We start from the raw sequence: 24,313 nt of genomic DNA, 5'->3' as shown, positions 1-24,313 counted from the left end.
CGTAGGCGAACGCCGAGCGCAACGCCCTGGTGCTCGCGTCACCCCTGCTGGCCTGGGTGTCGGGGCCCGCCAGCGCGAAGTAGGCCCACCACAGCACGAACAGACCGACGAACCCGAGCAGTGTGGCCACGACGGCGCGGGAGGTGATCGGGTCGAGCTCGGAGAGCGTGAAACCCATGATCAGGATGGATTCGCCGAGCGCGATGATGAACACTGCCCGGTTGCGTTCGGCGAGGTGTTCGGGGTCGGTGGGCCAGGTGTGCATTGGTGCCGAGCCCAGGCCGGGGAAGCGGAACTCGAATCGAGGGGCCGCCACGTCCACGACCAACGCGACCAGCCAGACGACCAGTCGTGCCGTGGGGTCGAGAAACGCTCCCACGATCCATAGCACACCCGCTGAGGTGCTCCAGGCGAGCAGGTTCGTGTAGTTCTTCGCCAGCACGTGCCCACGCAGCGCCACGGCCATGAATGCCGCTCGTCCGACCTGGGCGGCCACATAGCAGGTCGCGAACAACAGGCCGTCCTCGGCGAAGGCGTGCGGCAGCCCGAGTGACATGCCCAGCGCTGCGAGCATCAGCAAGCCGTTGAGGACCCGCACGAGCCCGCTGCCGGGATCCAGCCAGTTCATCGCCCAGGCCGAGTAGTTCCAGGCCCACCACACCGCCCCGAACAGCAGGGCCACCTCCAGCACACCCAACCAGCTGAGGTGAGCCAGCAGCGTGTGCGAGACCTGAATGATCGCGAAGACGTAGACCAGGTCGAAAAACAACTCGATCGGCGCGACCTCCGACCGCCCAGCACCCTCCGACCGCATCAAACGAGGCCGTTCCGGGGAGGGCACTCCCCCCGACGCAAAATCCTGACCCACAACAACCTTCCTTGACAGACGGAGCCGACCCGCAGCCGTGTCAGTATCGGCCGCATACACCACAGTGGCTCGGAGTGCTGCGAGCCACACCCCGAGCGCTCACCACACTTGACTGTCGATGGTTTCTGTGACCTGGTGATCTCCTTCTCGCCTCATGCCCAGCAGCCCCGGCACAGAACAGAGGAGAGCAGGTTGCCGCCACGTGCGGAACGGAACAAGCCCGCCCGCAGCGGGCCGGTCGGAATCCACCCGACACGGACCGCCGCGGCTATGGGAGTCAGCGGCTCGTGTAGCCCCCGTTGGGGAACATCGTCTGGCCGGTGAACCACCAGCCGTCGGTGGCCAGAAACTCGATGATCGGGGCGATGTCCTCGATCCGGGTGAGCTGGTTGCCCATGGCCATCGACTTGTGAAACTCTACCCGTTCCGGCGTCTCCTGGGGGTAGAAGAACGGGGTGTCCATCGGCCCCGGCGCCACGGTGTTGACCGAGATGTGCCGGTCGGCGAATTCCTTGGCCGCCGCCCGGGTGAAGTGTTCCAGCGGCGCCTTGCCCCCCGCGTAGGTGGAATAACCGTCGGTGAAGGCCGCCAACAACGACGTGCCCAGACTGATGATCTTGCCGTAGTCGTTGAGTCGGCGTCCGGCCTCCTGGATGAAGAAGTAGGCGGCCTTGGCGTTGATGCCAAACATCTGGTCGTACTCTTCCTCAGTGGTCTCCAGGATCGGCTTGCGCAACACCATCCCGGTCGTGTTGACCGCGACATCGATCCCGCCGAAGGAATCAACCGCCTGGTCGAACAACCGCCGCACCTGGCTGACCTGGGTCAGATCGCCCTGCACGCTGACCGCCTGTGACCCGGCCTGCTGCACCGCCTTGACCGTGTTCTCGGCGCTGGAGCTGTCGTTGTGGTAGTGCACCACGACCTTCGCTCCGTCCGCGGCGAAGGTCGTGGCCAGCAACCCGCCCAGATTCTTCTCGCCACCACCGATCACAGCGACCTTGTCCTGCAACTTCCCGGTCATGATCTCCCCTCCCTCGATGTCGTTTCGATGCTGGCAGGCGATCCCACCGCCCGCAGCACCCAACGCTAGGCACCTGTCCTCGACGCCGGGAAACACAAACCTCCTGTAACCGCACAAACAAACCTGATAACCCCAGGGAAGCCGATACAGCGACTCCCTGAACACGGGTTTTCATCCCGGCCGCGAGACGGCACCGGAGAGATATCGATAACGAGGAGCTGGTGAACAGGGCACCGGAAATCGAGGGCGAGGTGGTCGGCCCCAGAGCTCGATACAGCGGGCAATCCGTACCACCAGCACCGGCGGACACCTCGGCTACATTCGCGTCGCTCACGACGTGTAGTCGCCAGGGAGAGGAGTGGAATCCGCGCGGTGCATCTGCACAGTGGCCCAGCACCGATGGGCCACTTCTCGCGGGAACTGATCGGATCGGTCTTCCACCGCGAGAGCGATCCCGACAAGATCTTCGGCCTCACCTTACCGCCGGAACAGGCCGCTGAGTCCTACCAGATCATGGAGCATGACCACGCCATACCGCACCGTCGCGGGACGCGGGCTGAACCTTCGATCACGATTTGGCCCACGTCCCACGTCAAACGCGGTCCGAGCCGCACTGTCTCCGGGCACCGGGCACCGGGCACCGGGCACCGGGCACCGGGCACCGGGCACCGGGCACCGGGCACCGGGCACCGGAGGTGGAGCGAACCACGATCTCGTCGAGATCGACGTTCCGCGGCGTCACCGCACCTCTCACTCCGAATCGCAGCAGCTTCCCTCACCGCTTCGAGGGCCGGTCAACGCCAGTCCGGTAGGAGCGCAGCAACCGTCACCCCGCCAGGACTCCACGCCTTCCTTGACAGCGAGCGCGGCGATGACCAGGGCCACGACCGGATCGGCCCAGGCCCAACCGAGGGCGGCGTTGAGTACCAGACCGAGCAGCAGCACCGCGGACAAGTAGGTGCACAGCAGGGTCTGCTTGGAATCGGCCACGGCGCTGGCCGAACCCAGCCGCCGCCCCGTGTGGCGTTGCGCCAACGAGAGCCCGGGCATGACCACCAACGACAGGGCCGCCAGCACGATCCCGACGGTGGAGGACTCCGCACCGGCACCGCCGACCAACGAGCGGACCGCCTCGACGGCGACGTAGCCGGCCAGTAGGAAGAACGACACCGCGATGACGCGCAGCGCGCTGCGCTCACGGGCCTGCCGCGTCGTGACCTCACGCGCGGAGAACTGCCAGGCCACCGCCGCCGCCGAGGCCACTTCGACGACCGAGTCCAGCCCGAACCCGATCAACGCGGTCGAGGAGGCCAGCGCTCCCGCCGTGATGGCCACGATAGCCTCGATCACGTTGTAGCTGATGGTGGCCGCCACCAGCAGCCGGATCCGCCGGGACAGCACCGCCTGCCTGCGCGAGCTCGGGGCCGCGCTGGTGGCCTCGACCGCTGCCGCCGCCGGGGGTGCGCAGCATCCGTCGGAACACTCGGCCTCGCCGGTGATCCCGCCCTGCGGGGCGTGTTGCCGGGAAGCTTCCATCATGAGACCCCCACTTCCCGGGGCGCTGCCCCCTCGGTCGGTGTGTCCTCCTCGGCGCAGGCCTCGGTAGGTTCGACGGCCAGCACCACCTGCACCAACTCCCGCAGCGCACCGGCCAAGTGCTCATCGGCGAGCGTGTACTGCACCTGTCTTCCCTGGTAGGTGGCGATCACCAGACCACAACCGCGCAGGCACGACAGATGGTTCGACACGTTCGACCGCGACAGTCCCAGCTGTTCGGCCAACCGCCCCGGGTACTGCGCCCCGTCCAACAGGCGCACCAGGATTCGGCACCGCGTCGGATCGGCCAGTGCCCGTCCCAACCGGGCCAACACCGCCTCGCGCGTCTCACAAGTCACCATATACTCAACAGTACAGTTAACAATGAACTGAAGTCGAGGCCGAACCGCCACGACCGCCTGACGCTGCCAGGGCGGTGCGAACATCCCCCTGCCCGTGGGGTTTCCTCTCCCGAATCGCCCTGCTCGATCCCGCGACGACATCACCTCCGGGCCTCTGCCGAGTGCCGGTGGAACGCCGCCCGGTCAGCAACTCCACGCGACAGCACGGCCAGACCGGCGACCGCCGATCCCCCTTCGGGGACGGTGCCGAAATCATCGGAACTCGCGTAGCGCTGTCTCCGCCGCTCGGGCGAGGAGCGCGTTGTCGTACTCGGCGTCCCGACTCGGGTGGTCGGACAGCACCGCGAGCACGACGGGCGCCCCTTCCGGGGGCCACAGCACGGCGATGTCGTTGCGGGTGCCGTAGTCGGCGGCGCCGCTTTTGTCCCCGACACGCCAGCTATCCGGGGCTCCGGCACGGATGAGCTCGTCACCGGTGGTGGAGTTGCGCAGCATCCTGTTGAGCAGGGCACGTTCGTCCTTCGGTAGCGCGTTTCCGACGGTGAAAGCGCGCAGGCTGGTGGCCAGCGCCCGAGGGGTGCTGGTGTCGCGGATGTCACCGGGCTCGGTCGCGTTGAGGTCGGGCTCGATCCGGTCTACGTGGGTGGTGGTGTCACCGATCTCGCGCAGCGCCGCGCTGAGCCCTTCAGGACCGCCGAGCTCGTCGAACATGAGGTTCGCGGCGGTGTTGTCGCTGTAGCGCACGGCGGCGTCGAGCACGGAACGCAGACTCATACCGCTGTCGACGTGCTCTTTCGTGATCGGCGAGTAGGTCACCAGATCGGCTCGATCGTAGGTGATCGGCTCGTCCAGTCCCTCGAGCGAAGTTCGCCGCAGCACCGCCCCCGCCGCCAGCGCCTTGTGCGTGGAGGCATAGGCGAATCGTTCGTCGGCACGATAGGACAGTTCCCGCCCCGTCGCCGTGTCCACGGCGTAGACACCGAGGCGAGCGTCGAATTCGTGTTCGAGCCGCCGAAAGTCCTCATGAGACACCGACGCGGTGGAAGGCGTGGGCGTCGAGCTCCGCGGGGGAGCTGACTGTTCGGCTCCGACACCGGTGCAGCCGACAAGTGTGAGCAAAGCCAGCGAGGCCAGCAGACCCCCGCAAGTACGCCGTACGAACAAGGCGGTTCCTTTCGTCGTTGACTACTACAGCCACTCTCATCGACCTCGACTCATCCCGTCCAAGCCACGAACGGATGATCCGATGCCGAACGCGTATAAGCCGTGGATGTGGACCTGGTTGGCGGTCGCGAAGCCTTCGTGGCCGTTGGCGAGGCGGGCAGCTTCACTCGGGGAGCCGCTCTCGCGCGCATTCCCCAGTCAGTGGCCAGCCACCGGGGCTCGACTCTGGAGCGTCCACTGGCGCCAACGCGGGATCGGCCAGGGCCTTCGTCGATCTGTTGCGGGCACTGTGAGCACTTTCCCGCACCCCCGAAACATCGGCACGCGGGTGCGCGAACTCATGGCCAGCAACCTGCTCCGGCAACGCCTGGAACCGGAGTTCGTCTCCGACTCCTCGGCATGGTCGTCGAAGACCGGGACGCTGCTGAACCTGCGGCACGAGGTCGGCGTGGTCGAACACGCCGACGGTCGGACCTTCGCGGTCGCCGCGCTGACCGAAGCGCACCTGGCCACGGCCAACCAGCCCGAAGCCGATGCGGTCATGGCCTGGGTGGCGCGCACACTGCGTGATCAGCTGCGACGCGGCCTGCTCCGGCCGGTTCCTCTGAGGCAGTGGTGTGCTCACACCGGCACGACGCGATGCTCGGGGCCTGGATAGGCTAAAACGGCCGTGACGGTGTGAAAACCAGTGCGGAGCGGTGGTTCGGACCGAGCTCACCGCGCCGTCGCGAGTACTGCTTCGGACGAAAGGACAGGGCTGATGACTGCCGTGCAGGGAACAACGGTGGACATTCCCACGCCGGACGGCGTGGCTGATGCTTACCTCACGTGCCCGGACGACGGTGCCGCCCATCCCGTCGTGCTGTTCTACATGGACGCCTTCGGGATACGGCCACATCTGATCGTGATGGCCGACCGGCTCGCCGCGTCCGGCTACACCGTGCTGGTGCCCAACGTCTTCTATCGCCACGGCCGGGCACCGGTGGTCGAGCTGCCCGAGTTCATCGATCCGGGCAGGCGTCCCGAGATCTTCGACGAGATCGGCCCCATGATGCAGGCGCTCACCCCCGAGCTGGCGATGCGGGACGCCGGCGCCTACCTGGACTGGGTACGGCAGCGGCCGGAGGCCGACGGGGCAGCGGTCGGTGTCACCGGCTACTGCATGGGAGCGGTACTGGCATTGCGCACAGCTGGGACGTATCCGGACCAGGTGGCGGCCATGGCCGGGTTCCACGGTGGCGGTCTGGCCACCGAGGAGCCCGACAGTCCGCATCGGCTGGCCGGCTCCATCACCGCGGAACTCTACTTCGGTCACGCCGACCAGGACCACGCGCTACCACCCGAGCAGATCGAACGACTCGACCGGGCGCTGACCGAGGCGGGGCTGTCTTTCCGTAGCGAAGTGTATCCGGGTGCCGGGCACGGCTACACTCAGGCCGACACCGCCGCCTACGACGAGCAGGCCACCGAGCGGCACTGGTCGGCGCTGCTGGACCTGTTCGACCGTACGTTGAAACCGGACTCGTAACACCGGCGTCCGGGGGTGGACAGCGGCTGCACGTTCCTGATGCCGGGCCGTGTCCGTCGGCGGGTTGTGCTTCCCTCATTGGTGTGGAACGGGTACGCCAGCGGTGCGGAGTTTGGCCTCGATGAGCGCGGTCAACCGAGCTGAGACCGGCATCCGGTCCTGCCGGTGGTAGTTGATCATTCTGTACTGTGGGACAGCTTCGGACCAGGTTCGCAGATCAGTGGGATCCCCCAGCAGCGTGGGATTGGCGAGAAAGTGCTCGGCTACGGCGGTCGCGAGTTCCTCGATACAGGGGTCGTCGGGCTGCCAGGTCTCGGTCTCCCAGCAGCGTTTGGCCAGGTTGACGTACCCGGGGTCGTCGAGCCGGCGTTCGAGCAGGGTCAGGAAACCGTCGAATCCCTCAGGCACCAGAGCCAAGGACAGCACCAGGGCTTCCCGCTGGGTGGTTACATAGTCGGATTCGAAACCGAGCTCGGACATCCGGTGCAGCAGATCGAGAGCGCGGTCGGGCAGCAGGGCACGGTCGCCTTCGGCGAGCTGCCGCAACGTCTCGCGTCGCGCGGTCAGCTCCGCGATCCGCTCGGTGAGGCGTCGCCGCACATCGGCGATCGCCGCGTCGAACTGCTCGGCATCCGCCTCGAGCACGGCCCCGATCTCGGCCAACGGCACGCCCGCGGCCGCCAGCGTACGGATCTGAACCAGTCGCAGCAGCTCGTCCGAGCTGTACCTCCTGTAGCCGGAGCGGTCACGCGGTGGTTCTTCGATCAGGCCAAGCTTGTGATAGTGCCGCACAGTCTTCACTGTGACGCCCGCGAACGTCGCCGCCTGGCCGATCGTGACGCCATAGGCCATCCTGTCAGGTCACCTCGCGGGAACATGGGGCTTCGTGGGTGGAGGCGATCTCGCGAACCGCGTCGGCGACGGCCCGGAAATCCTTGCGCAGGATCTTCGAGTGGTTGCTCGCGACCTTCGCGCTTACCTCGAGGTTCGAGTTGCGGGCGAGTGCGGGAGCGAGACTAGCGCGAGCCCGTTCCATCTCCTCGGCTCCGCCCCCCAGGTTGCCTCCCGAGGCGATCACCCACCGGCCCGGACAGGCCAGGCCGTCCAGCACGGGGCCGAGGGCGCCGAGGCCCTCGTTGATCTCGATGTTGATCTCGGCGTGCTGCTCGGCGGAGAATCGTGCAGCCAGGCCCAATCGACGGGCGATCGGAAACATCCACCTCAACCGGCGGAACAACGTCCTGATCCGTTCCCGGGCCGCGTCGTCGATCCAGTCGTACGGCATCGCACCGTCGACCAGGACCACTCCAAGGACGCGGCCCGGGTTGCGGTTGGCCCAGTGCACCGCGAGCGCGGCCCCGTAGGACCAGCCGACGAGTATCGGCCGGTCCACGCTCCTCGCTTCGAGGACGGCGTCGACGTCACGGACGCACGCCTCGAACGAATAGTCCGCGGACCGCTTCGATCCGCCGCGAGCACGCTCGTCATAGGTGATGTGTCGCCAGTCGCTGCCGAGTTCACCGATGACGCGCCGCCAGTGCGACTGATCGGCATAGGAACCGTTGAGATAGACCACGGGACAGCCGGGCCCACGCGTATCGGTCGTGGCAAGCGCGGTGTCTTCGACCGGCACCATACCGGTCCAGACCGAATCGGACGAAAAGATCGAGTTCGAGAGGCTCATGTGATCAAGTGTGAGCCCTGACCCGAGGGCAACCTCAACACGTACCTCGGCTCCGGAGGGGAGCGGAGGAGAATTCGATCACTTCCGCAGCCCGAGCATCGGGTGTCGCCACGCGGTCGCGGAACCAGGCCGTCAGGCTCGGCTCCGACGGGGATTCCCCGGCGAAACCGTGAATCGCCGCGACCGCGTCCCATTCGGGCGAGCACGAACGGTAAGGACATCGCCGCTGTGGACGTGCCACCGTGGTGCTTGCGCCCCGCCGGACAGCGGATCGGCGGCCGGGGAGCAGCGCCACCGTGAGCGGAACCGACCCGCGCGTTCACTGTCGGTACCGGCGCTGTCTCCACCGAGCGGTTTCGGACTCGTCACCGGAATCGTCCGGCGGACAGGGGTAACGGCCGGGAGTATGGCAAGCATTCCGTGAACACTTTTCCGGGGCCTCAGTGTCGAGAACGTGGCGTTCACCGATCCCCGCAGCACCTCACCTGTCATCACCGTGACGAAATCATCCTGACTTGAGGGGCATATGTTGTTCGCCTGTAACAGGCTCGAGATCCGCTCGCGCGGGGATCGCGAGGAGAGCGGCACCTCGTCCGGGAGGGACCGCCTGAACCGCCGGTCATCGGATCCGGCATCAGGTTTTCCAGGGACCGATGCGGTCCAGGCAGCGGCGCTGCTGGCGTGCGGTCGGCGCGTCGAGATCCTGGCCGCGTTCGACGAGCGCGTCGTCGGCGGCGGCGCGGTTCTCGACGGGATTTCCGCTCGTCGTATTCGAACTTGGCTACCATGTCGAAGGGCGGCGTATCTGCACCTGGCCCGCCAAGATCCCGGAACGTGGGCGTAGTCGCCGAGGACGGTGAAAATGACGTTCGGGGCGTCTTCGATGGTCGTCCAGACCGGATTGGATCGAGCCAGGTGGACGAGCAGGTGGTCTCCATGGCAGGTGAAGTGGGTCGGGAGGACGAGGGGTGGCTGGCCGCGCACACCGTTGACGGCCAGGTGCCCGAAGTCATTCCCCTCGGTGAACCAGGCCTGCCATTCGACCTCGTCCAGGCCGGCGTCCCAGGGACGAATCAACATGTCGTCCTCCTGTCCGGGTCAGGTCGCGGCGAGCAGGCTCACGGCCACGGCGGCGGTGCCCAGTCCGAGAAGTTGGCCGCGATGGACGCGTTCGGCGGTCACGCCGCAGGCGAGCAGGACCGTTCCGGCAGGGTAGAGCGCGACGATCACGGCGACGACGGCGAGGTCGCCGCCGCGGGCGGCGAGCAGGAACAGCAGGTTGGCCACCGAGTCCAACGCGCCCGCAGCGGCCGACATCGCGTAGGCGGGCCGTTCGGGGCCGAGCGCGCGGTGCAGCAGTCCCGCTGCGGCCAGGGTGATCGCCGAGGAGACCGCCCGACCGATGATCAGCGGAGCCACACCGCTGTCGCTCGGCGCCTGGTGCAGGAAGATCAGCTGCCCTGCGATGGCGGCTCCGGCCCCGAAGGCCAGCAGCAGCGCGCCCCGTGAGGGCCGTGTCGCGCCCGTGCCTGGGCCGGTGCTGACCAGCACCACCGCCACCAGGGCCAGCGGAAGCCCCAGGATGCCGGCAACGGCCAGGTGCTCGCTCTGCAGCAGTCCCACACCGGCGGGCAGCGCGGCCGAGACCAACGCGGTCACCGGCGAGAGCACGTTCATCGGACCGATCGCCAGCGTGCGGTAGAGCAGGACGAACGCGGCGGCCGAGGCGAGTCCCGACGCCGCGCCCCAGCCCAGCGTAGCTGGGCTGAACGACGCGCCCAGCAACGGCCACAGCACCAGTTCGACCGCGAGACTGGCCGGGGCCGCGACCACGACGGTCCGCAACGCGTGAGCCTTGCGGGCACCGAGTCCACCGAAGAAGTCGGCGCACCCGTAAGCCAGTGAACTACCCAGAGCCAGCAGCAGAGCGAACACGGCACACCTCTCGCGAGTCAGCAAAACGACCAGAAGGTACAATGAAACAACCAGTAAGGTCAATAAAACGACCTATTCGTTTATTGAAATGACCCATCGGGAAGTGTGACGAACACATGGTCGAGACAACAGCGGCGCTGCGCTCAGTCGCCTTCAACGTTCGGGCGGCACGCCTGCGGGCGGGCCTGTCACTGGAAGAACTCGGGCGTCGCGCCGAGGTCAGCAAGGGCGCCTTGGTAGGACTGGAAAAAGCCGAGGGCAACCCGAACCTGGCCACCCTGGTCCGGCTGGCCGACACCCTCGGCATCTCGGTGTCGGCCCTGATGCGGGGCTCAACCGAAAACCACGTGCGCGTGGTGACCGCCGACCAGGTGGCACCGCTGTGGACCGGGGAAGAGGGCGGCCGGGCTCGCCTCGTGGTGACGACCCCGGGAGCAGCTCCCACCGAGATCTGGCACTGGCAGCTGGAACCAGGGGAGGAGTACCCCAGTCATCCCCACCAGAGCGGAGTCGTGGAGACGGTCAACGTCACCTGCGGGCGGATGACCCTCGTCGTCGACGGTACCGACTACACCGTCGAAGCCGGCCAGACCGCCACTTTCGGTGGTGACGCCCCGCACACCTACCGGGGCGCGGGCACCGAGACCTGCCACCTGATCATGACCGTTCACCTGCCACCCGCCCCCGCTGGCACAACCTGAGCCACACGCATGCCCGGAGTCGTCGGGATCACCACGAGCGAAACCGACGACTCACCCGAGGTCGACCCACACTCGAAACGACCAAGTGCCCCCCTCGATTTATGCCGCCCAGGGCTGGGTGTGCGTGCTCAACGACAGCACGTCGACGACGAACCACTGGTCACCACCGCCGAAGTCGTGCACGCGATGGAGTTCCTGTTGACCAACACCGGGATCAACGCGCAGGACCTGCATCTCGACGGCGGTGTGACACCCACCTGAAACCGACTCCGCCCGAACGGGCACACCAGCCGACCCTCCACCGGCGGCGAAACCGTGGCGACGGCGATCGGCTCCCTAACCACCGAAAGCGAACCTGCCGTGCAGCCGCCACCGCCCCCGCAGCACCACCAGCCAGGCTTCGGACAGTTCGACGGTCAGCGGCAACGACTCCGAGGCCTCCCGTTGGATCACGGCCGCCGTCCGCTCGGCCACTCCCATGGCCACCGTCACGTGCGGCTCCACCTCCTCGCCGAGCCCCCGATGGGCGACCGGAGCAGGCCAGTCACTCCGAAGCGCCCCGATCAGGTCCCGCAGCGGCGCGACCGGTTCGGGCACCAGATACACGAACCCACCCCGCCGGCGGCACCGGGACAACACCACCCGCATCGGCGGCTGATGGTCGAACACCTCGCGCAACGCGGTGAGCACTCCGGCATCGAGGTCACCGGCGGCCAGAAACGGGTAGAGCAGCGACAGGTGCGCCGGCACTCCGTCGCGCACCGCCTCCGGATACCACCCGCTCACCCAGGCCAGCGCCTCGTCGGCAGCGGGAACCGGGATCACCAGGCCGGTACGGCCGTCTCGCGGCATGGTCCCGTTGTACCCGACCAACACGCTCCAGCACCCACCCGGTCATACGGCCGCGCGGCGCTCGCCCGCGCCGCGGGCGCGAGAATGTGAGCGGGCAATTCTTCGTCGTCAAACGCGGGAAGGGACATGGATCTCACCGTCCACCAACTGAGGTGCTTTCTCTCCGTGGCGAGAGAACTGCACTTCGGCCGAGCCGCCGAGCTGCTCCGACTGAGCCCCTCGGCGCTGAGCGAGCAGATCACCACCCTGGAACGCCGCCTTTCCCGCACCCTGTTCCGCCGCTCGTCCCGCACGGTGGAGCTGACCGACCACGCCGTCGAGCTGCTCCCACTGGCGCGCCGGGCGGTGGCCGCCATGGACGAAGTGCTCGAATGGGGCAGTGGTGAGGCCGCCGAACCGTGCCTGCGGATCGGGCTGATGGTCTCCAGCCCCACCTTCCAGACGATCATGACCACCGCCGGACAACGGATGCCCCGAGTACGGCTGCGCATCCGGCAGCTGGGATTTCTGGGATGCTACGAGGCACTGGCCGACGGGGACGTGGACTGCGCCTTCGTCGTCGAGATCGGCCAGACCCCCTCTCCGGAGTTCGACGCCGTCCCGCTGTGGGACGAGGGAAGTGTGCTGGTGGTCTCCGAGCAGCACCGACTCGCCGAGCGTGATTCGGTGCGGCTGGCCGAACTGGCGGGAGAGACCTTCGTCTCGGCCGAGGACGAGGCCGTCGCGGCACGCTGGTTCTCCTCGGTCGTCGGCGAGAACCGGGACTGTCGCCTGCGTCCGGTGGCGCGCACCTTCGAGGAAGTCCTGGAGCTGTGCGGAGCGCGGCAGGGCGTCAACATCGCCGGAGTCTCCGCGGCACGAACCTACCCCCGACCGGGGGTGCGGTTCGTGCCGGTGGTGGACGCGCCACCGGCCAGCACCTACCTGTACCTGCGCCGGGGACACCACCCGACAGCGCTGCGGCAGTTCACCCAGCTGGCCGAAGAGATCGCCGGCAGCCACCCCAGCTGATCATGCGGAACGTCCGAACGGCCGTTCGGACAATCACGTTGGTGTTCGCGGCGCTACCGGGCACACACTGGAAAACGTGCCTGAAGCATCCTCAACATCCGACGAGCCGGTTCGGATCACCAGAAACATCGACTTCGCCCACCGGGACACCGGGGAACTGCTGCTGGACCTGTACCACCCGGCCGCGGCGGGTCGTGCGGTGCCGGTGGTGCTGTGGCTGCACGGCGGCGGGTGGTTCACCGGCGACCGGAGCCTGGCCCCCGACCTGGCCCACCACGCCCGCACCACCGGCTGCGCCATGGCCGCCGTCGAATACCGACTCTCCGGGCAGGCCGTGTTCCCCGCCCAGCTGCACGACGTGCGCGCCGCCATCCGCTTCCTGCGCGAGCACGCCGAGCACTACGACCTCGACGCCGCACACTTCGGGCTCTGGGGCGGCTCGGCGGGCGGGCACCTGGCCGCGCTGGCCGGTCTGACCGGGCACCGTCCCGACGTCCTCGGCGAACCCACCACCGGCGGCGACGTCTCCGTGCAGGCGGTGGCGGTCTCCTATCCGCCGGTGGACCTGGCCGGGGTGGTCGCCGAGGCGGAACACAGCCACGGCCACACGGACGCCGCCTCACCCGAACAACGGCTGCTGGGCACCCACCCGGCGAGCCACCCCGAGGCAGCCAGACAGGCCAGCCCGTTGAGCTGGGTGAGCCCCGCCGCTCCGCCGTTCCAGATCTCGCACGGCACCGACGACGTGCTCGTACCGCAGCAGCAGAGCCAACAACTGCACGAGGCACTGACCACCGCGAACGTACCCAGCGAACTCTACCTCCTCACGGGCTACCGACACGGGTTCCTCAACCCGCCGGGCCGCGCCGACGTGCCCGCCAGCCCGACGATGGACCACGGCCGACTGTGGACCGAGCAGCCCGCCACGGCCCTGTACCGCACCTCGGCACGCCCCGAAACCACAGCCGAACGAACCCGTTTCGGCTTCACCGACATCGAGGCGTTCTTCCGCGAACACCTCGCGACCACCACCGAGAACACGAACTCCCGCACAGAAACAGGACAACCACGGTGAGCACAGCCGACCCCGAAAGCGTCCACGACCTCGCCCCCGTCATCAACGCCCTGCCCGGCGAGCCGGTGCCCTACTACCTGGCCAGCGGCGAAGGGCTACGGTTCGAAATCGACAACCGACTGTGGACGGTCATCGCCCGCGGCGCCGACACCGGCGGATTGTTCGACGCCGCGTTCGTGTCGGGACCACGCGGCGCCGACACCCCGTTTCACAGTCTGCCTGAGCACCAGTGCTCCTACTACGTCTTCGACGGCAGCGTGCAGTTCTGGCTGGACGGCCAGAGCCGTGTACTGGTGCCCGGCGACTCCATCCAGATACCGGACGGCACCCCGGTGGCCTACCGGATGCTCAGCCACCTCAGCCGGATGCTGCTGTTCTCCGCCCCCAGCGGCGCGCTGGACGAACTAGTGACCTGCGCGCAACCGGTGCACCGGCACGTGTACTCCGCCGGCGGGACGGCCCACGGCCATCTCCCGCCGCTGACCGGCGCCCTGCCACACGAGCTGCCGCGAGCCACAGCCCAGGACGCCGACGACGACACCCTTCCCGCCGGAGGCGAAGGCTACTTCCTGCGTTCCCGCTCCGGGGACCGGCGCGGCTGGCCGGACGCGATCAACGCCTACACCGCCCGCGGCCGCAACACCGCAGGCCGCTACCTGGCGGTGAACACCCTGGCCGCCCCGCAGCCCTACATCATCCGCCACTTCCACCGACTGCACACCGAGAACTTCCTGTGCCTGTCCGGCCGGATCTGGCTGTGGGTCAACGGCCACGAGATCCTGCTCACCGGCGGGGACTTCCTGCACGCCCCGGCGGGCACCGTGCACAGCTTCGCCATCGCCGCACACAACACCCAGATGCTGGGGCTGCTCACCTCCGACGTGTTCGAACCGTTCTTCGACGTCACCAGCGTGGCCACCGACGACCACGTCCACACCGAAGGACTGATCGACCCCTCCACGGTCACCGAAGGGCTGCGCACCAACCCCGACCTCGACCTCGTCGTGGTCGGCGGCCCCCCACAACGAGTCAAAGCCACCGAGTTGTGACCGCCCGAAAGACCCACCCAGGCCCCGCCGGGGCCGCGAACCGGCACCATCACGACGCGTCGAACCCTCCGTCGCAGCGGAGGCGACCCCCACCCGACGCGGCGGTACCGTCTCACCGATGACGCTGACACTGCCCGAGCTTCCCGAACTGCCGGTCCGGACCGTTCTCGGCGACATCGGCACCGAACTGGACCGCGGTGGGGCCGCCGTGCTGGTGGCCCCACCCGGAACCGGCAAAACCACGCTGGTGCCACTGGCGCTGGCCGAACGCGGGCTGCGGGTGGTGGTGGCCGAACCACGCCGCCTGGCCACCCGCGCCGCAGCCACCCGCATGGCCGAACTGCTGGGACAACCGGTCGGCGAGCACGTCGGCTACGCGGTGCGCGGCGAACGACGCCGCTCCCCGCGCACCCACGTCGAAGTCGTCACCTCCGGACTGCTGGTACGACGACTGCAGTCCGACCCCGAACTGTCCGGAGTGGACGTGGTCATCCTCGACGAGTGCCACGAACGCCACCTCGACGCCGACCTGCTGCTGGCGCTGCTGCTGGACGCCCGCGACGGGCTTCGTCCCGACCTGCGTGTGCTGGCCACCTCCGCCACCGTCGACAGCGACCGGCTGGCGAACCTGCTCGGCGACCAAGCCCCGGCGCCCGTGCTGCACGCCGCCGGACAAACCCACCCCGTCGAAACCAGCCACCTCGCCCCGCTGCGCAACGAGACCATCGAAAACACCGTGGCACGCGCCGTGCGCACCGCGCTGCACGACCAGCCCGGCGACGTGCTCGCCTTCCTGCCCGGCGCCAGAGAGATCACCCGCACCCGCGAGCTGCTCTCCGACGAGACCAACGTGGACGTGCTGCCGCTGCACGGCAGAATGCCCACCGCCGACCAGGACGACGCCCTGACACCACGAGCACGACGACGCGTGGTGCTGGCCACCGCCGTGGCCGAATCCAGCCTCACCGTGCCCGGCGTACGCGCGGTGGTCGACTCCGGCCTGTCCCGCGTGTCCCGCGTCGACCACCGACGGGGACTATCCGGCCTGGTCACCGTGCGAACCCCCAGCGCGGTCACCGAGCAACGCGCCGGACGCGCCGGCCGCGAAGCCCCCGGCAAGGCCTACCGGTGCTGGCCCGAACACGAACACAGCACCCTCGCCCGCTATCCCGAACCCGAGATCCGCACCACCGACCTCACCCGACTCGCGCTGGAGCTGGCCTGCTGGGGAACCCCGGACGGACAAACACTGCGCTGGTGGGACGAACCACCCCAAGGCCCGCTGACGGCCGGCCACCAAGTGCTGTCGGCACTGGGCGCCCTCGACAGCGACGGGCGGATCACCGAACGCGGCCGACGCATGGCCGAACTCGGACTGCACCCCCGCTTGGCCCGTGCCCTGCTGGACGGCAGCGCCCGGGTCGGGAGACGCACCGCGGCCGAAGTCGTCGCGCTGCTCGACGACGACACCCTGGCCACGCGGACCGAACTCGCCACCTGCCTGCGCGAGCTCCGCGACAACGGGCCCGGCTCCCGCCGCTGGCGCCGCGAAGTACGACGCCTGGAAAAGATGGTGCCCGCCACACCGGAGCCTCCCGACGCCGACGACGAAGCCCTGGTAGTGGCCCTGGCCCACCCGGAACGGCTCGCCCGACGCCGCGCCCCCCGTTCCCGGGTGTACCTCATGGCCGGTGGCACCGCCGTGGAACTGCCCCGCTCCGAAGTGCGGGAAGACCCCTCCGGAATGCCCACCTCCGAAGGAATGGCCGGCTCGGAGTGGCTGGCCGTAGCCGTGGCCGAACGCGACCCCAGCCGCGTGCACGGCTTCGTGCGGCTGGCCGCCCGCGCCGACCAACGCCTCGCCGAACAGGCCGCCCCCGGGCTGGTGGAACACGCCGACGAGATCGACTGGCACGACGGTGACGTGCGCGCCCGCATCCTCCGCCGCCTGGGATCGATCGTGCTGTCCGACACCCCGCTGCGCCACCCCCCGAACGAGGCGGTACGGGCAGCACTGCTCGACGGGCTGCGCACCGAAGGGCTACAGCTACTGCACTGGGACACCGAAGCACACCAGCTCCGACAACGGCTGGCGTTCCTGCGCAGAACATTCGGCCGGCCCTGGCCCAGCACCGACGAGCACGACCTGCTGGCCGCGGTCGACACCTGGCTCGAACCCGAACTCTCGGCCGCACGCACCAGAACCGATCTGGAACAGCTCGACGCCGGTCAGGCGCTGCGCCGCCTGCTGCCGTGGCCCGAAGCCGGGCGGCTCGACGAACTGGCCCCGCCACGGATGCAGGTACCGTCCGGTGCTCGGATCCGCCTCGACTACGACGACGAACAGCCCGTCCTGCCGGTGCGGCTCCAGGAAGTCTTCGGCTGGACCAGCGTGCCCACCATCGCCGACGGCCGCGTCACGGTACTGATGCGGCTGCTCGACCCCGCCGGACGCCCTGCCGCCGTCACCGGCGACCTGACCTCGTTCTGGAACAACGGTTACCACCAGGTCCGCGCCGAGCTGCGGGGCCAGTACCTCAAGCACCCTTGGCCGGAGGACCCGTGGAACGCCGCACCCGACCGACCACGCGGAGGCTGACAAGACCGGTACCGGAGACGATAGCGCACACAGACCATGCCATTACCGAAACAATGGTGGTCGAGCGACTCGAGTTCGGCACGCATCCCGGGCGAAGAACGACCCACCACAACCGGCGCGAGGAACAGTCCACACCTGTCGACCAGCCCCACCTCGAACGCGTGGGCGGCCAACGCCGGGCCGCCCACGGTGAGGTCGTGTTCGGCCGAAGCCTTCAGGTGATGGGCACCGTCTCCAACATGGTGGAGTAGACGACCTTGCCAGCCGCTCGTCACAGTCGCACGAACTCGTCCACGGCGGGACAGCGCCCGGCCAGAGCGGGATCGGATTCCCACCCGGTCATCACCGCGTAGAGCCCGCACCCGTACAGACCAGTCAAAACGGCCGTGTTCGTCAGCGATGTAGCCGTCGAGCGAAGCCAACACGGAACAGTTCAGCCTCACCGTGACTCTCGCGTCCTGCCCGGCGCATCCGCTGCTTGGCGGACGCTTTCCCGCGACATCGTCACGACAGTGTTTCACTGCGGTAGTGGTACCGGCACACCTCGGTGAACCCCACCCGCTCGTACAACCGCAGCGCCGAGGTGTTGTCCACGTCCACCTGCAGATACATCCCACCGGCTCCCAGCCCCGACGCCCAGTCGGCCAACGACCGCAGCACGTCCCCGGCAGCACCCCGCCCGCGCACCCGCGGCAGGGTGGCCATCCCGAACACACCGGCCCACCCGGAGTCGACGACCGCACGTCCCACCGCCACGAGTTCACCACCGTCGAGCACCCCGGCATAGGCGCTCGGCTGCTACCCCCGGGCAAGCATCTGCCACTCCGGCCGACGATCACCACCAGCACCGTGCACCGCGTGCCACACGTCGAACCACCCGGCGGTGGGTGACTCCACCAACTGGGTCCTCGCACCGCTCGTTCGCACCTGAGCGCGAACGTCGTCCACCGCCGCCGCCCACAACGACATCGGGGTGTGCCGGTAGTAGCCGCGTTCGGCCAACAACGCATCGAGCTCGACCGGACACGCACCCGGTGTGATCTGGAAAGTCGCGGCCCGACCGAACCCCGCGTAGAACCCCTCAGCGGCCGAGACCGCCCGCATCAGCCGATCATCGCCGAGCACGCCGTGCGGCAGCACCGTGGACGTCCACCAGGACGCGCCCGGGGCGTGGCGCAGCCACCAGCCACCGAGACGTTCGACGTGCTCGGCGGGCAGCGCCCTGGCTACCCTCTCCTGCAACCGGCGCGCCGTCTCCGGTCCCGTGACCGGGCACCACATCGACTCGACCACCTTCCCGCCACACACCGGCGAGGTTCAGGCGAGCAAGTGCCGCCAACTGTCCGGCTCGGCCCGCAGGAACTCGTCGAAGCTCCACGGCCGCACCCCGGTGACTCGCTCGACCGTGTGACTGGTCACCGAGGTCTCACCCGTGGCGATGGCCAGATACGAACCCACCCAGGCATCGATCTGCCACTGCCGGGCACCCGCCCGCGAGTCACGCGCCTCCTGCTCGTCCTCGGCGTGATAGGTGATCTCACGACCGGTGACCTCACTCAGCAACCGGGCCGTTTCGCGCAGATCGAGCGGTTCGGGACCGGAGACGTCATAGATCCGGTCGGCGTGGTCGTCGTCGAGCAGCACCCGCGCCGCCAACCGCGCCACATCCCGCCGGGCGACCCACGCGGCCCGCCCCATGCCCGCGGGACCACGAATCACCCCGCCCGCCCCGACGAAGTGCGGCACCACATCGGCATACATCGAATTACGCAACGCGGTCAGCCGCATCCCACTGGCCATCACGGCCTGCTCGGTGGCCGAGTGCTCCCGGGCGAAAGGAAACGTCGCGTGCGGCGCCGCCCCCATGAACGAGGTGTAGACCATCCGACGCACCCCGGCCTCGGCGGCCGCGTCGATGAGCGTGCGATGCAGCCACAACCGATCCGGCTCCTCGTGCGCGGAGACGAACAACACGGTGTCGACCCCCCGGAACGCCTCGCGCAACGCCGTCGCATCCGAGTAGGACGCCCGCACCACCGAACAGTTCTCCACCCGGGGCACACGTTCGGGAGCCCGGGCCACGAGGCGCTGCGGCACCCCGCTCTGCTCGAGCAACCGACTGACCCTGCTGCCGAGCTCACCGGTGACGCCGGTGAGCGCGATCGACTCCACCACAGTCACACCTCCCAGTCCCGCCCCGGAATCGTATCCGCCACACCACCGCCCACGCCCGACGACACGACGCGGACTCAGAGCAAACTCAACTGCCGAGCGGCACGTCGTCTGCCGCCCCCACCGTCGTCACCCCGCACCGCCGTGTCCCCCAACTCGGACAGGAACGGGCTGGGGGAGCGCTGCGCGGCGGCAGCCTGGCCCCGACGCGCCGCCCGCGTCAGATACAACCGCCGCTGGGCCCGCGTCATCCCCACGAAGAACAGCCGCCGTTCCTCGGCGGTGCCGTCCTGCTGCTCACCCGGCCAGCGCAACGGCAACAACCCGTCCTCACAACCGGTCACGAACACCACCGGGTACTCGAGCCCCTTGGCGGCGTGCAACGTCAGCAACGTCACCGCGTCCGCACGCGGATCCAGTGCGTCGACCTCCGCGCCCAGCATGACCTCCTGGCGGAACCCGGCCACGTCCTCACCGAAACGCGAGGCCAGCGGCGCCAACAACTCCACGGCCGTGTGCAGCTGTTCGGCCCGCTCGCCCGTCGTCTCGACCAACGAGGCGGCGGCCTGCTCCAACTGCCGCAGCACCGTGCCGGAACGAGGACCGGCATAGCCGAGCTCCCGCAACAACGGCTCCACCCCGTCCCGCGACGACAGCGGGTCGTGACTGCGTTTCTGCACCGGGAAACCCTGCCGCGTCAGCTCCTCGGCCAGCACCCGCGACTGCGCGTCAGTGCGGTAGACCACCGCGATGTCACCGAACCCCAACGACGAGGTCTCGTAGCCATCGGCACTACCGCTGTCCAGCGAATGGAAAGTGGCACCACCGAGCAACCCGTCGACGGTGCGGGCCACGAACCTGGCCTCGGAAGTCTCGTCGGCCGCCTGGTGCAGCACGACCGGGTGATCACTGTCGGCGCCCACCGGCCGCAACGTCCGCTCCGGCACCAGACTCTCCGGCCGGATCGCCCGCACCGCACCCTCGACGATCCGTCGCCCACTCCGGTAGTTCCGCGTCAACGCCAACACCGGAGCATCCGGATAGTCCTGTTCGAACCGCAGGAAGAACCCCACATCAGCGCCACGGAAACCATAGATCGCCTGATCCGGATCACCGATGACGGTCAGGTTCGCCCCGGCCGGGGCCAACAACCGCAGCAACCGGTACTGCACCTCGTCGACGTCCTGGTACTCGTCGACGCTGACCCAGCGGTACCGCCGCCGGTACCACTCGGCCAACTCACCATCGGACTCCAACAACTCGACCGGCAACACCAGCAGATCGTCGAAATCCACCAGCCCCTCCCGCCGCAACGCGGCGACGTAGCCGGAAAGCAGCTCCACCACCTCATCGGAAACAACCCCGCCCCGACGAGCCCGGGACAACGCGGAAACGACCTGCCGCGCCCTGCGCTCGTCACCGGTCAACGACACCAGAATCCGGTGCCGCCGATCAGCGTCGACCAGCGCGAAATCCTCGGGCAACCCCAGCGCCGCGTGGTTGTCCCGCACGAGACTCATCCCCAACGAGTGAAACGTCGCCACCGTGACCTCGCTGCCCCGCTCACCCACCAACGCGGTGATCCGGTTGCTCATCTCCGCCGCGGCCCGCCGGGTGAAGGTGATGGCCAAACAGTCCGAAGCAGGCACCCCCCGTTCCTCGATCAGATGAGCGATGCGATGCGTGATGGTGCGGGTCTTACCCGTCCCCGGGCCGGCCACGATCATCAACGGCCCGGACTCCACCTCGGCCGCGGCCCGCTGTTCGGCGTCGAGTTCGGCCAGCATTCCCACCGGGGCGGGCACACCGCCCACGGCACTGTCCGAGAGCTCGCGACGTTCGCCCTCTCGCTCCTCGTGCCGCGCGCCCCCCTCGGCATCCGACGGCGGGGAAGTGGTGGGCACCTCGTCGTCGAACGCCTCCGGCTCACCCACCGCCTCCAGGGCCAGTGGGGTAGAGGTCGCCAACTCCTCGTCGTCGAATAACGAGGCGGCACCACCACTGCGAACCCGCGAGAGCTCACCCGGTTCGAAGACGCGAATCGTGCCGTACTCCCCGTCGTAACCCGCCTCCCGGTGCACCGCGCCCACCCGCAACCGCTCGACAGCCTCGGCCAACGCCCCGTTTTCCCGCCGCAACCGCTCCACCGGAACGTTTTCCAGAATCGCCAGCTCGGAGCCGTGCCGCGCGGTGAGCTCACTGATCTCCCCGAAGACCTTCTTGCTCTTGGGACCGACCCCACGGATCTCACCGACGATCTCCGGAAGCGGTATCAGATTGCGATACTCCGCCGCACCCGACGGCCGCACCCCCTCGGCACGATCGGCCAGCGCATCAACCCGGTTGAGCACCCCCACCGTCAACGGCTTGCCGCAGTCCGGACACCGGCGCCCGTGACGACGCGTCTCGGCCGGATCCAACCGCACCCCGCACTTGCGATGCCCGTCGAGATGGTACTTGCCCTCCTCGGGAAAGAACTCCACCGTGCCCTCGAAACCAACACCGGTCTCCAGCGCGCGACGTATCGCGAAGTAGTCCAACTCGGTGTCGAACACGGTCGCCTCCCGCGCCAACATCGGCGGCGAATGCGCATCGGAATGACTCACCAGCGTGTAGCCGTCCAACCCCGACAACCGCCAGTTCATCTCCGGATCGCTGGACAACCCCGTCTCCAACGCGAAGACGTGCCCGGCCAAGTCCCGATAGCACTCCTCAATCGAATCGAACCCGGCCTTCGAGCCCAGAACGGCGAACCACGGAGTCCAGATGTGAGCGGGAACCAGATACGAACCCGCCCCGGACTCCAACGTGATCTCCAACAGATCCCGCGCGTCCAACCCCAGAATCGGACGCCCGTCCGACCCCAGGTTGCCAATGTTGCCGAGCCTGCGGCTGAACTCCTCAGCCGCGTCGAAATCCGGCACATAGCACAGGTGATGAATCTTGCGAGTGTAGTCCCCGTACTTGTAGATCGTGGCGATTTCCACCGAGAGCATGAACCGCACCGGCGTGTGGCACTTGGCGGGCAGCGTACGCAACGCCTCACGCTCGTACTCCGGACGCAACCGCAACAACCCCGGCTCGGCCGGCTCCAGGACCTCACGCAGATGCGCACGCCAAGCCGGATGCGTGAAGTCCCCCGTGCCCACCACCGTGACTCCCTTGCGACGTGCCCACCAGGCGAGATGCTCGATGTCACAGTCCTTGCTGCACGCACGGGAGTACTTGGAGTGGATATGCAAGTCAGCGTAGAAGCGCACCCGCCGATCCTGCCAAACCGGCCACACCCACCACGCTCCGGCCACGCACTCGCTCCACACCACCAGCGAAGCGATCACCCGCCACGAAAGACAACCACCGAACCGGGAACACCACAGTACTCATTCGACCTTTCTCACCCGGCGCTCCGCACGCCCCGTCGGAGCGCACCGGAGCATGTGAACCGATTTCGCCGAGCCTGTTCCACACCGGCCGCCGACACCGAAACGAACGAACACGCGCACACACGACGTCCCAGAAGAATCGAACCGACCGAAAAACCCGAAACGGAAGCGCCCCGAGAACAACGCCGACACCGAGCGCCGAAACCACCGAAGAAAACAGCGCGAGCCACCGGCGACCACGACGAGCACCACATCCCAGAACCCGCTCGCCCGGCCGCCCTCACCCGAGACCATCGAGCTGACACCACCACACCGACGCCCCGACACGCGGGGCCGGCGGGAGAACTCGCTCCCACCGGCCCCGAACCACACCGAACCGGTCAGACCAGCCCCAACCGACGCACGGTCTCACGCTCGTCGACAAGCTCCTGCACCGAAGCGTCGATACGCGGCCGGGAGAACTCGTCGATCTCGAGCCCCTGAACGATCTCGTAACGCCCGTCACGCGCCCTCACCGGGAAAGAGGAGATCAACCCCTCCGGCACACCGTACGAACCGTCCGAAACCACACCGGCCGAGGTCCAGTCACCCTCAGCCGTACCGTTGACCCAGGTGTGCACGTGATCGATGGCCGCGTTGGCCGCCGAAGCGGCCGAAGACGCCCCACGCGCCTCGATGATCGCCGCACCACGCTTGGCCACGGTGGGAATGAACTCCTCGCTCAGCCACTCCCGCTCGACCTGCTCGGCGGCGATCTTGCCACCCACCTCGGCGTGGAACAGGTCCGGATACTGTGTCGCGGAGTGGTTGCCCCAGATCGCCAGCCGCTGAATCTCGTCGATCCCCACACCCAGCTTGATGGCCAGCTGAGCCAACGCGCGATTGTGGTCCAGCCTGGTCATCGCCGTGAAACGCTCCGCGGGCACGTCCGGAGCGTGAGCCTGGGCGATCAGCGCGTTCGTGTTCGCGGGATTACCCACGACCAGGACCCGCACATCATCAGCCGCATTGGCGTTGATCGCCTCACCCTGCGGCTTGAAGATCCCGCCGTTGGCCTCCAACAGGTCGCCGCGCTCCATTCCCTGGGTACGCGGCCGAGCCCCCACCAACAGGGCGATGTTGGTGCCCTCGAAGGCACGATGCGTGTCATCGGTGACCTCGATACTGCGCAACAGCGGGAAAGCGCAGTCGGTCAGTTCCATCGCCGTCCCCTCGGCGGCCTTGACCGCCTGCGGGATCTCCAGCAACCGGAGATTGATCGGAGTGTCCGGACCGATGAGCTGGCCGGACGCGATCCGGAACAACAACGCGTAGCCGATCTGACCAGCGGCGCCGGTGACAGTGACGGTAACGGGGGAACGAGTCATGGA

23 protein-coding genes and 1 pseudogene are annotated in these 24,313 nt (G+C 68.2%); 9 read left to right on the top strand and 15 right to left on the bottom strand.

Going from position 1 to position 24,313, the window contains the following annotated elements:
* The 5 genes from BLQ75_RS20280 to bla all read right to left on the bottom strand — a co-directional run.
* Positions 1-814, bottom strand: an 814-nt coding sequence (locus BLQ75_RS20280) for a low temperature requirement protein A (protein ID WP_092604256.1), incomplete at its 3' end; no start/stop codon positions are given.
* A 331-nt stretch (positions 815-1,145) separates the two neighbouring features.
* On the bottom strand, positions 1,146-1,892 hold the full coding sequence (locus tag BLQ75_RS20275; RefSeq protein WP_092604277.1) for an SDR family oxidoreductase: 747 nt from the start codon (positions 1,890-1,892) through the stop codon (positions 1,146-1,148).
* A 750-nt stretch (positions 1,893-2,642) separates the two neighbouring features.
* Positions 2,643-3,428: a cation diffusion facilitator family transporter gene (locus BLQ75_RS20270; protein ID WP_425286474.1), complete on the bottom strand. Its 786-nt coding sequence runs from the start codon at positions 3,426-3,428 to the stop codon at positions 2,643-2,645.
* Entirely contained in the window at positions 3,428-3,790 is a 363-nt protein-coding gene (gene cmtR, locus BLQ75_RS20265; protein WP_092604254.1) for a Cd(II)/Pb(II)-sensing metalloregulatory transcriptional regulator CmtR, read from the bottom strand. Before cmtR ends, BLQ75_RS20270 begins: the two co-directional genes overlap by 1 nt.
* 252 nt (positions 3,791-4,042) lie before the next feature.
* A complete protein-coding gene (bla, locus tag BLQ75_RS20260; protein ID WP_092604253.1) occupies positions 4,043-4,954 on the bottom strand; it encodes a class A beta-lactamase in 912 nt (303 codons plus the stop codon).
* A gap of 242 nt (positions 4,955-5,196) precedes the next feature.
* Between bla and BLQ75_RS23970 the strand changes: the two are divergent.
* A pseudogene (locus BLQ75_RS23970) lies at positions 5,197-5,534 on the top strand (serine hydrolase); the annotation flags it as partial.
* Positions 5,535-5,714: 180 nt separating this feature from the next.
* Complete coding sequence (locus BLQ75_RS20250) at positions 5,715-6,482, top strand: dienelactone hydrolase family protein (RefSeq protein ID WP_092604252.1); 768 nt, start codon at positions 5,715-5,717, stop codon at positions 6,480-6,482.
* A gap of 75 nt (positions 6,483-6,557) precedes the next feature.
* Here the strand turns inward: BLQ75_RS20250 and BLQ75_RS20245 are convergent, their stop codons facing one another.
* From BLQ75_RS20245 to BLQ75_RS20230, 4 genes are all read right to left on the bottom strand, one after another.
* Positions 6,558-7,334, bottom strand: a complete 777-nt coding sequence (locus BLQ75_RS20245; protein ID WP_092604251.1) for a MerR family transcriptional regulator — start codon at positions 7,332-7,334, stop codon at positions 6,558-6,560.
* Positions 7,335-7,338: 4 nt separating this feature from the next.
* Positions 7,339-8,166 carry an alpha/beta fold hydrolase gene (locus BLQ75_RS20240; RefSeq protein WP_211481498.1) on the bottom strand — a complete coding sequence of 276 codons (828 nt, stop codon included), beginning with the start codon at positions 8,164-8,166 and terminating at the stop codon, positions 7,339-7,341.
* Between the two features lie 132 nt (positions 8,167-8,298).
* A complete protein-coding gene (locus BLQ75_RS24780) occupies positions 8,299-9,246 on the bottom strand; it encodes an FMN-binding negative transcriptional regulator (RefSeq protein WP_211481497.1) in 948 nt (315 codons plus the stop codon).
* Positions 9,247-9,264: 18 nt separating this feature from the next.
* Entirely contained in the window at positions 9,265-10,101 is an 837-nt protein-coding gene (locus BLQ75_RS20230; protein WP_092604250.1) for an EamA family transporter, read from the bottom strand.
* A 116-nt stretch (positions 10,102-10,217) separates the two neighbouring features.
* Between BLQ75_RS20230 and BLQ75_RS20225 the strand changes: the two genes are divergently transcribed.
* Together BLQ75_RS20225 and BLQ75_RS23155 are read left to right on the top strand one after the other, a co-directional pair.
* A complete protein-coding gene (locus BLQ75_RS20225; RefSeq protein ID WP_092604249.1) occupies positions 10,218-10,802 on the top strand; it encodes a helix-turn-helix domain-containing protein in 585 nt (194 codons plus the stop codon).
* A gap of 120 nt (positions 10,803-10,922) precedes the next feature.
* On the top strand, positions 10,923-11,063 hold the full coding sequence (locus tag BLQ75_RS23155) for an SDR family oxidoreductase (RefSeq protein WP_139183047.1): 141 nt from the start codon (positions 10,923-10,925) through the stop codon (positions 11,061-11,063).
* Positions 11,064-11,138: 75 nt separating this feature from the next.
* Here BLQ75_RS23155 and BLQ75_RS20220 read toward each other — a convergent pair whose 3' ends face one another.
* Positions 11,139-11,654 carry a 2'-5' RNA ligase family protein gene (locus BLQ75_RS20220; RefSeq protein ID WP_170837592.1) on the bottom strand — a complete coding sequence of 172 codons (516 nt, stop codon included), beginning with the start codon at positions 11,652-11,654 and terminating at the stop codon, positions 11,139-11,141.
* Between the two features lie 126 nt (positions 11,655-11,780).
* Between BLQ75_RS20220 and BLQ75_RS20215 the strand changes: the two genes are divergently transcribed.
* The 5 genes from BLQ75_RS20215 to BLQ75_RS23960 all read left to right on the top strand — a co-directional run bounded on the left by BLQ75_RS20215 (position 11,781) and on the right by BLQ75_RS23960 (position 17,639).
* Positions 11,781-12,665 (top strand): LysR family transcriptional regulator, encoded by an 885-nt coding sequence (locus BLQ75_RS20215; protein WP_092604247.1) that lies wholly within the window; start codon positions 11,781-11,783, stop codon positions 12,663-12,665.
* A 76-nt stretch (positions 12,666-12,741) separates the two neighbouring features.
* A complete protein-coding gene (locus tag BLQ75_RS20210) occupies positions 12,742-13,740 on the top strand; it encodes an alpha/beta hydrolase (protein ID WP_170837590.1) in 999 nt (332 codons plus the stop codon).
* Positions 13,737-14,789 (top strand): quercetin 2,3-dioxygenase, encoded by a 1,053-nt coding sequence (locus BLQ75_RS20205; RefSeq protein ID WP_092604245.1) that lies wholly within the window; start codon positions 13,737-13,739, stop codon positions 14,787-14,789. Before BLQ75_RS20210 ends, BLQ75_RS20205 begins: the two co-directional genes overlap by 4 nt.
* A gap of 118 nt (positions 14,790-14,907) precedes the next feature.
* Entirely contained in the window at positions 14,908-17,388 is a 2,481-nt protein-coding gene (hrpB, locus tag BLQ75_RS20200; RefSeq protein WP_092604244.1) for an ATP-dependent helicase HrpB, read from the top strand.
* Positions 17,389-17,444: 56 nt separating this feature from the next.
* On the top strand, positions 17,445-17,639 hold the full coding sequence (locus tag BLQ75_RS23960; protein ID WP_211481496.1) for a hypothetical protein: 195 nt from the start codon (positions 17,445-17,447) through the stop codon (positions 17,637-17,639).
* Between the two features lie 253 nt (positions 17,640-17,892).
* Here BLQ75_RS23960 and BLQ75_RS23955 read toward each other — a convergent pair whose 3' ends face one another.
* The 5 genes from BLQ75_RS23955 to BLQ75_RS20175 all read right to left on the bottom strand — a co-directional run bounded on the left by BLQ75_RS23955 (position 17,893) and on the right by BLQ75_RS20175 (position 24,310).
* Positions 17,893-18,165, bottom strand: a complete 273-nt coding sequence (locus tag BLQ75_RS23955) for a GNAT family N-acetyltransferase (RefSeq protein ID WP_211481495.1) — start codon at positions 18,163-18,165, stop codon at positions 17,893-17,895.
* Positions 18,166-18,186: 21 nt separating this feature from the next.
* Complete coding sequence (locus BLQ75_RS23950) at positions 18,187-18,681, bottom strand: hypothetical protein (RefSeq protein WP_211481494.1); 495 nt, start codon at positions 18,679-18,681, stop codon at positions 18,187-18,189.
* 24 nt (positions 18,682-18,705) lie between these two features.
* Entirely contained in the window at positions 18,706-19,563 is an 858-nt protein-coding gene (locus BLQ75_RS20185; RefSeq protein WP_244515785.1) for an SDR family oxidoreductase, read from the bottom strand.
* 74 nt (positions 19,564-19,637) lie between these two features.
* Positions 19,638-22,820, bottom strand: a complete 3,183-nt coding sequence (locus tag BLQ75_RS20180) for a UvrD-helicase domain-containing protein (protein WP_092604274.1) — start codon at positions 22,818-22,820, stop codon at positions 19,638-19,640.
* A 503-nt stretch (positions 22,821-23,323) separates the two neighbouring features.
* Positions 23,324-24,310 (bottom strand): malate dehydrogenase, encoded by a 987-nt coding sequence (locus tag BLQ75_RS20175; protein WP_043572946.1) that lies wholly within the window; start codon positions 24,308-24,310, stop codon positions 23,324-23,326.
* Positions 24,311-24,313: the final 3 nt, after the last annotated feature.

Source organism: Actinopolyspora xinjiangensis (genome assembly GCF_900104475.1).
GTDB lineage: Bacteria > Actinomycetota > Actinomycetes > Mycobacteriales > Pseudonocardiaceae > Actinopolyspora > Actinopolyspora xinjiangensis.
Note: the sequence above shows the minus strand (reverse complement) of the source record. Positions and strands in the feature narration are given on the sequence as shown.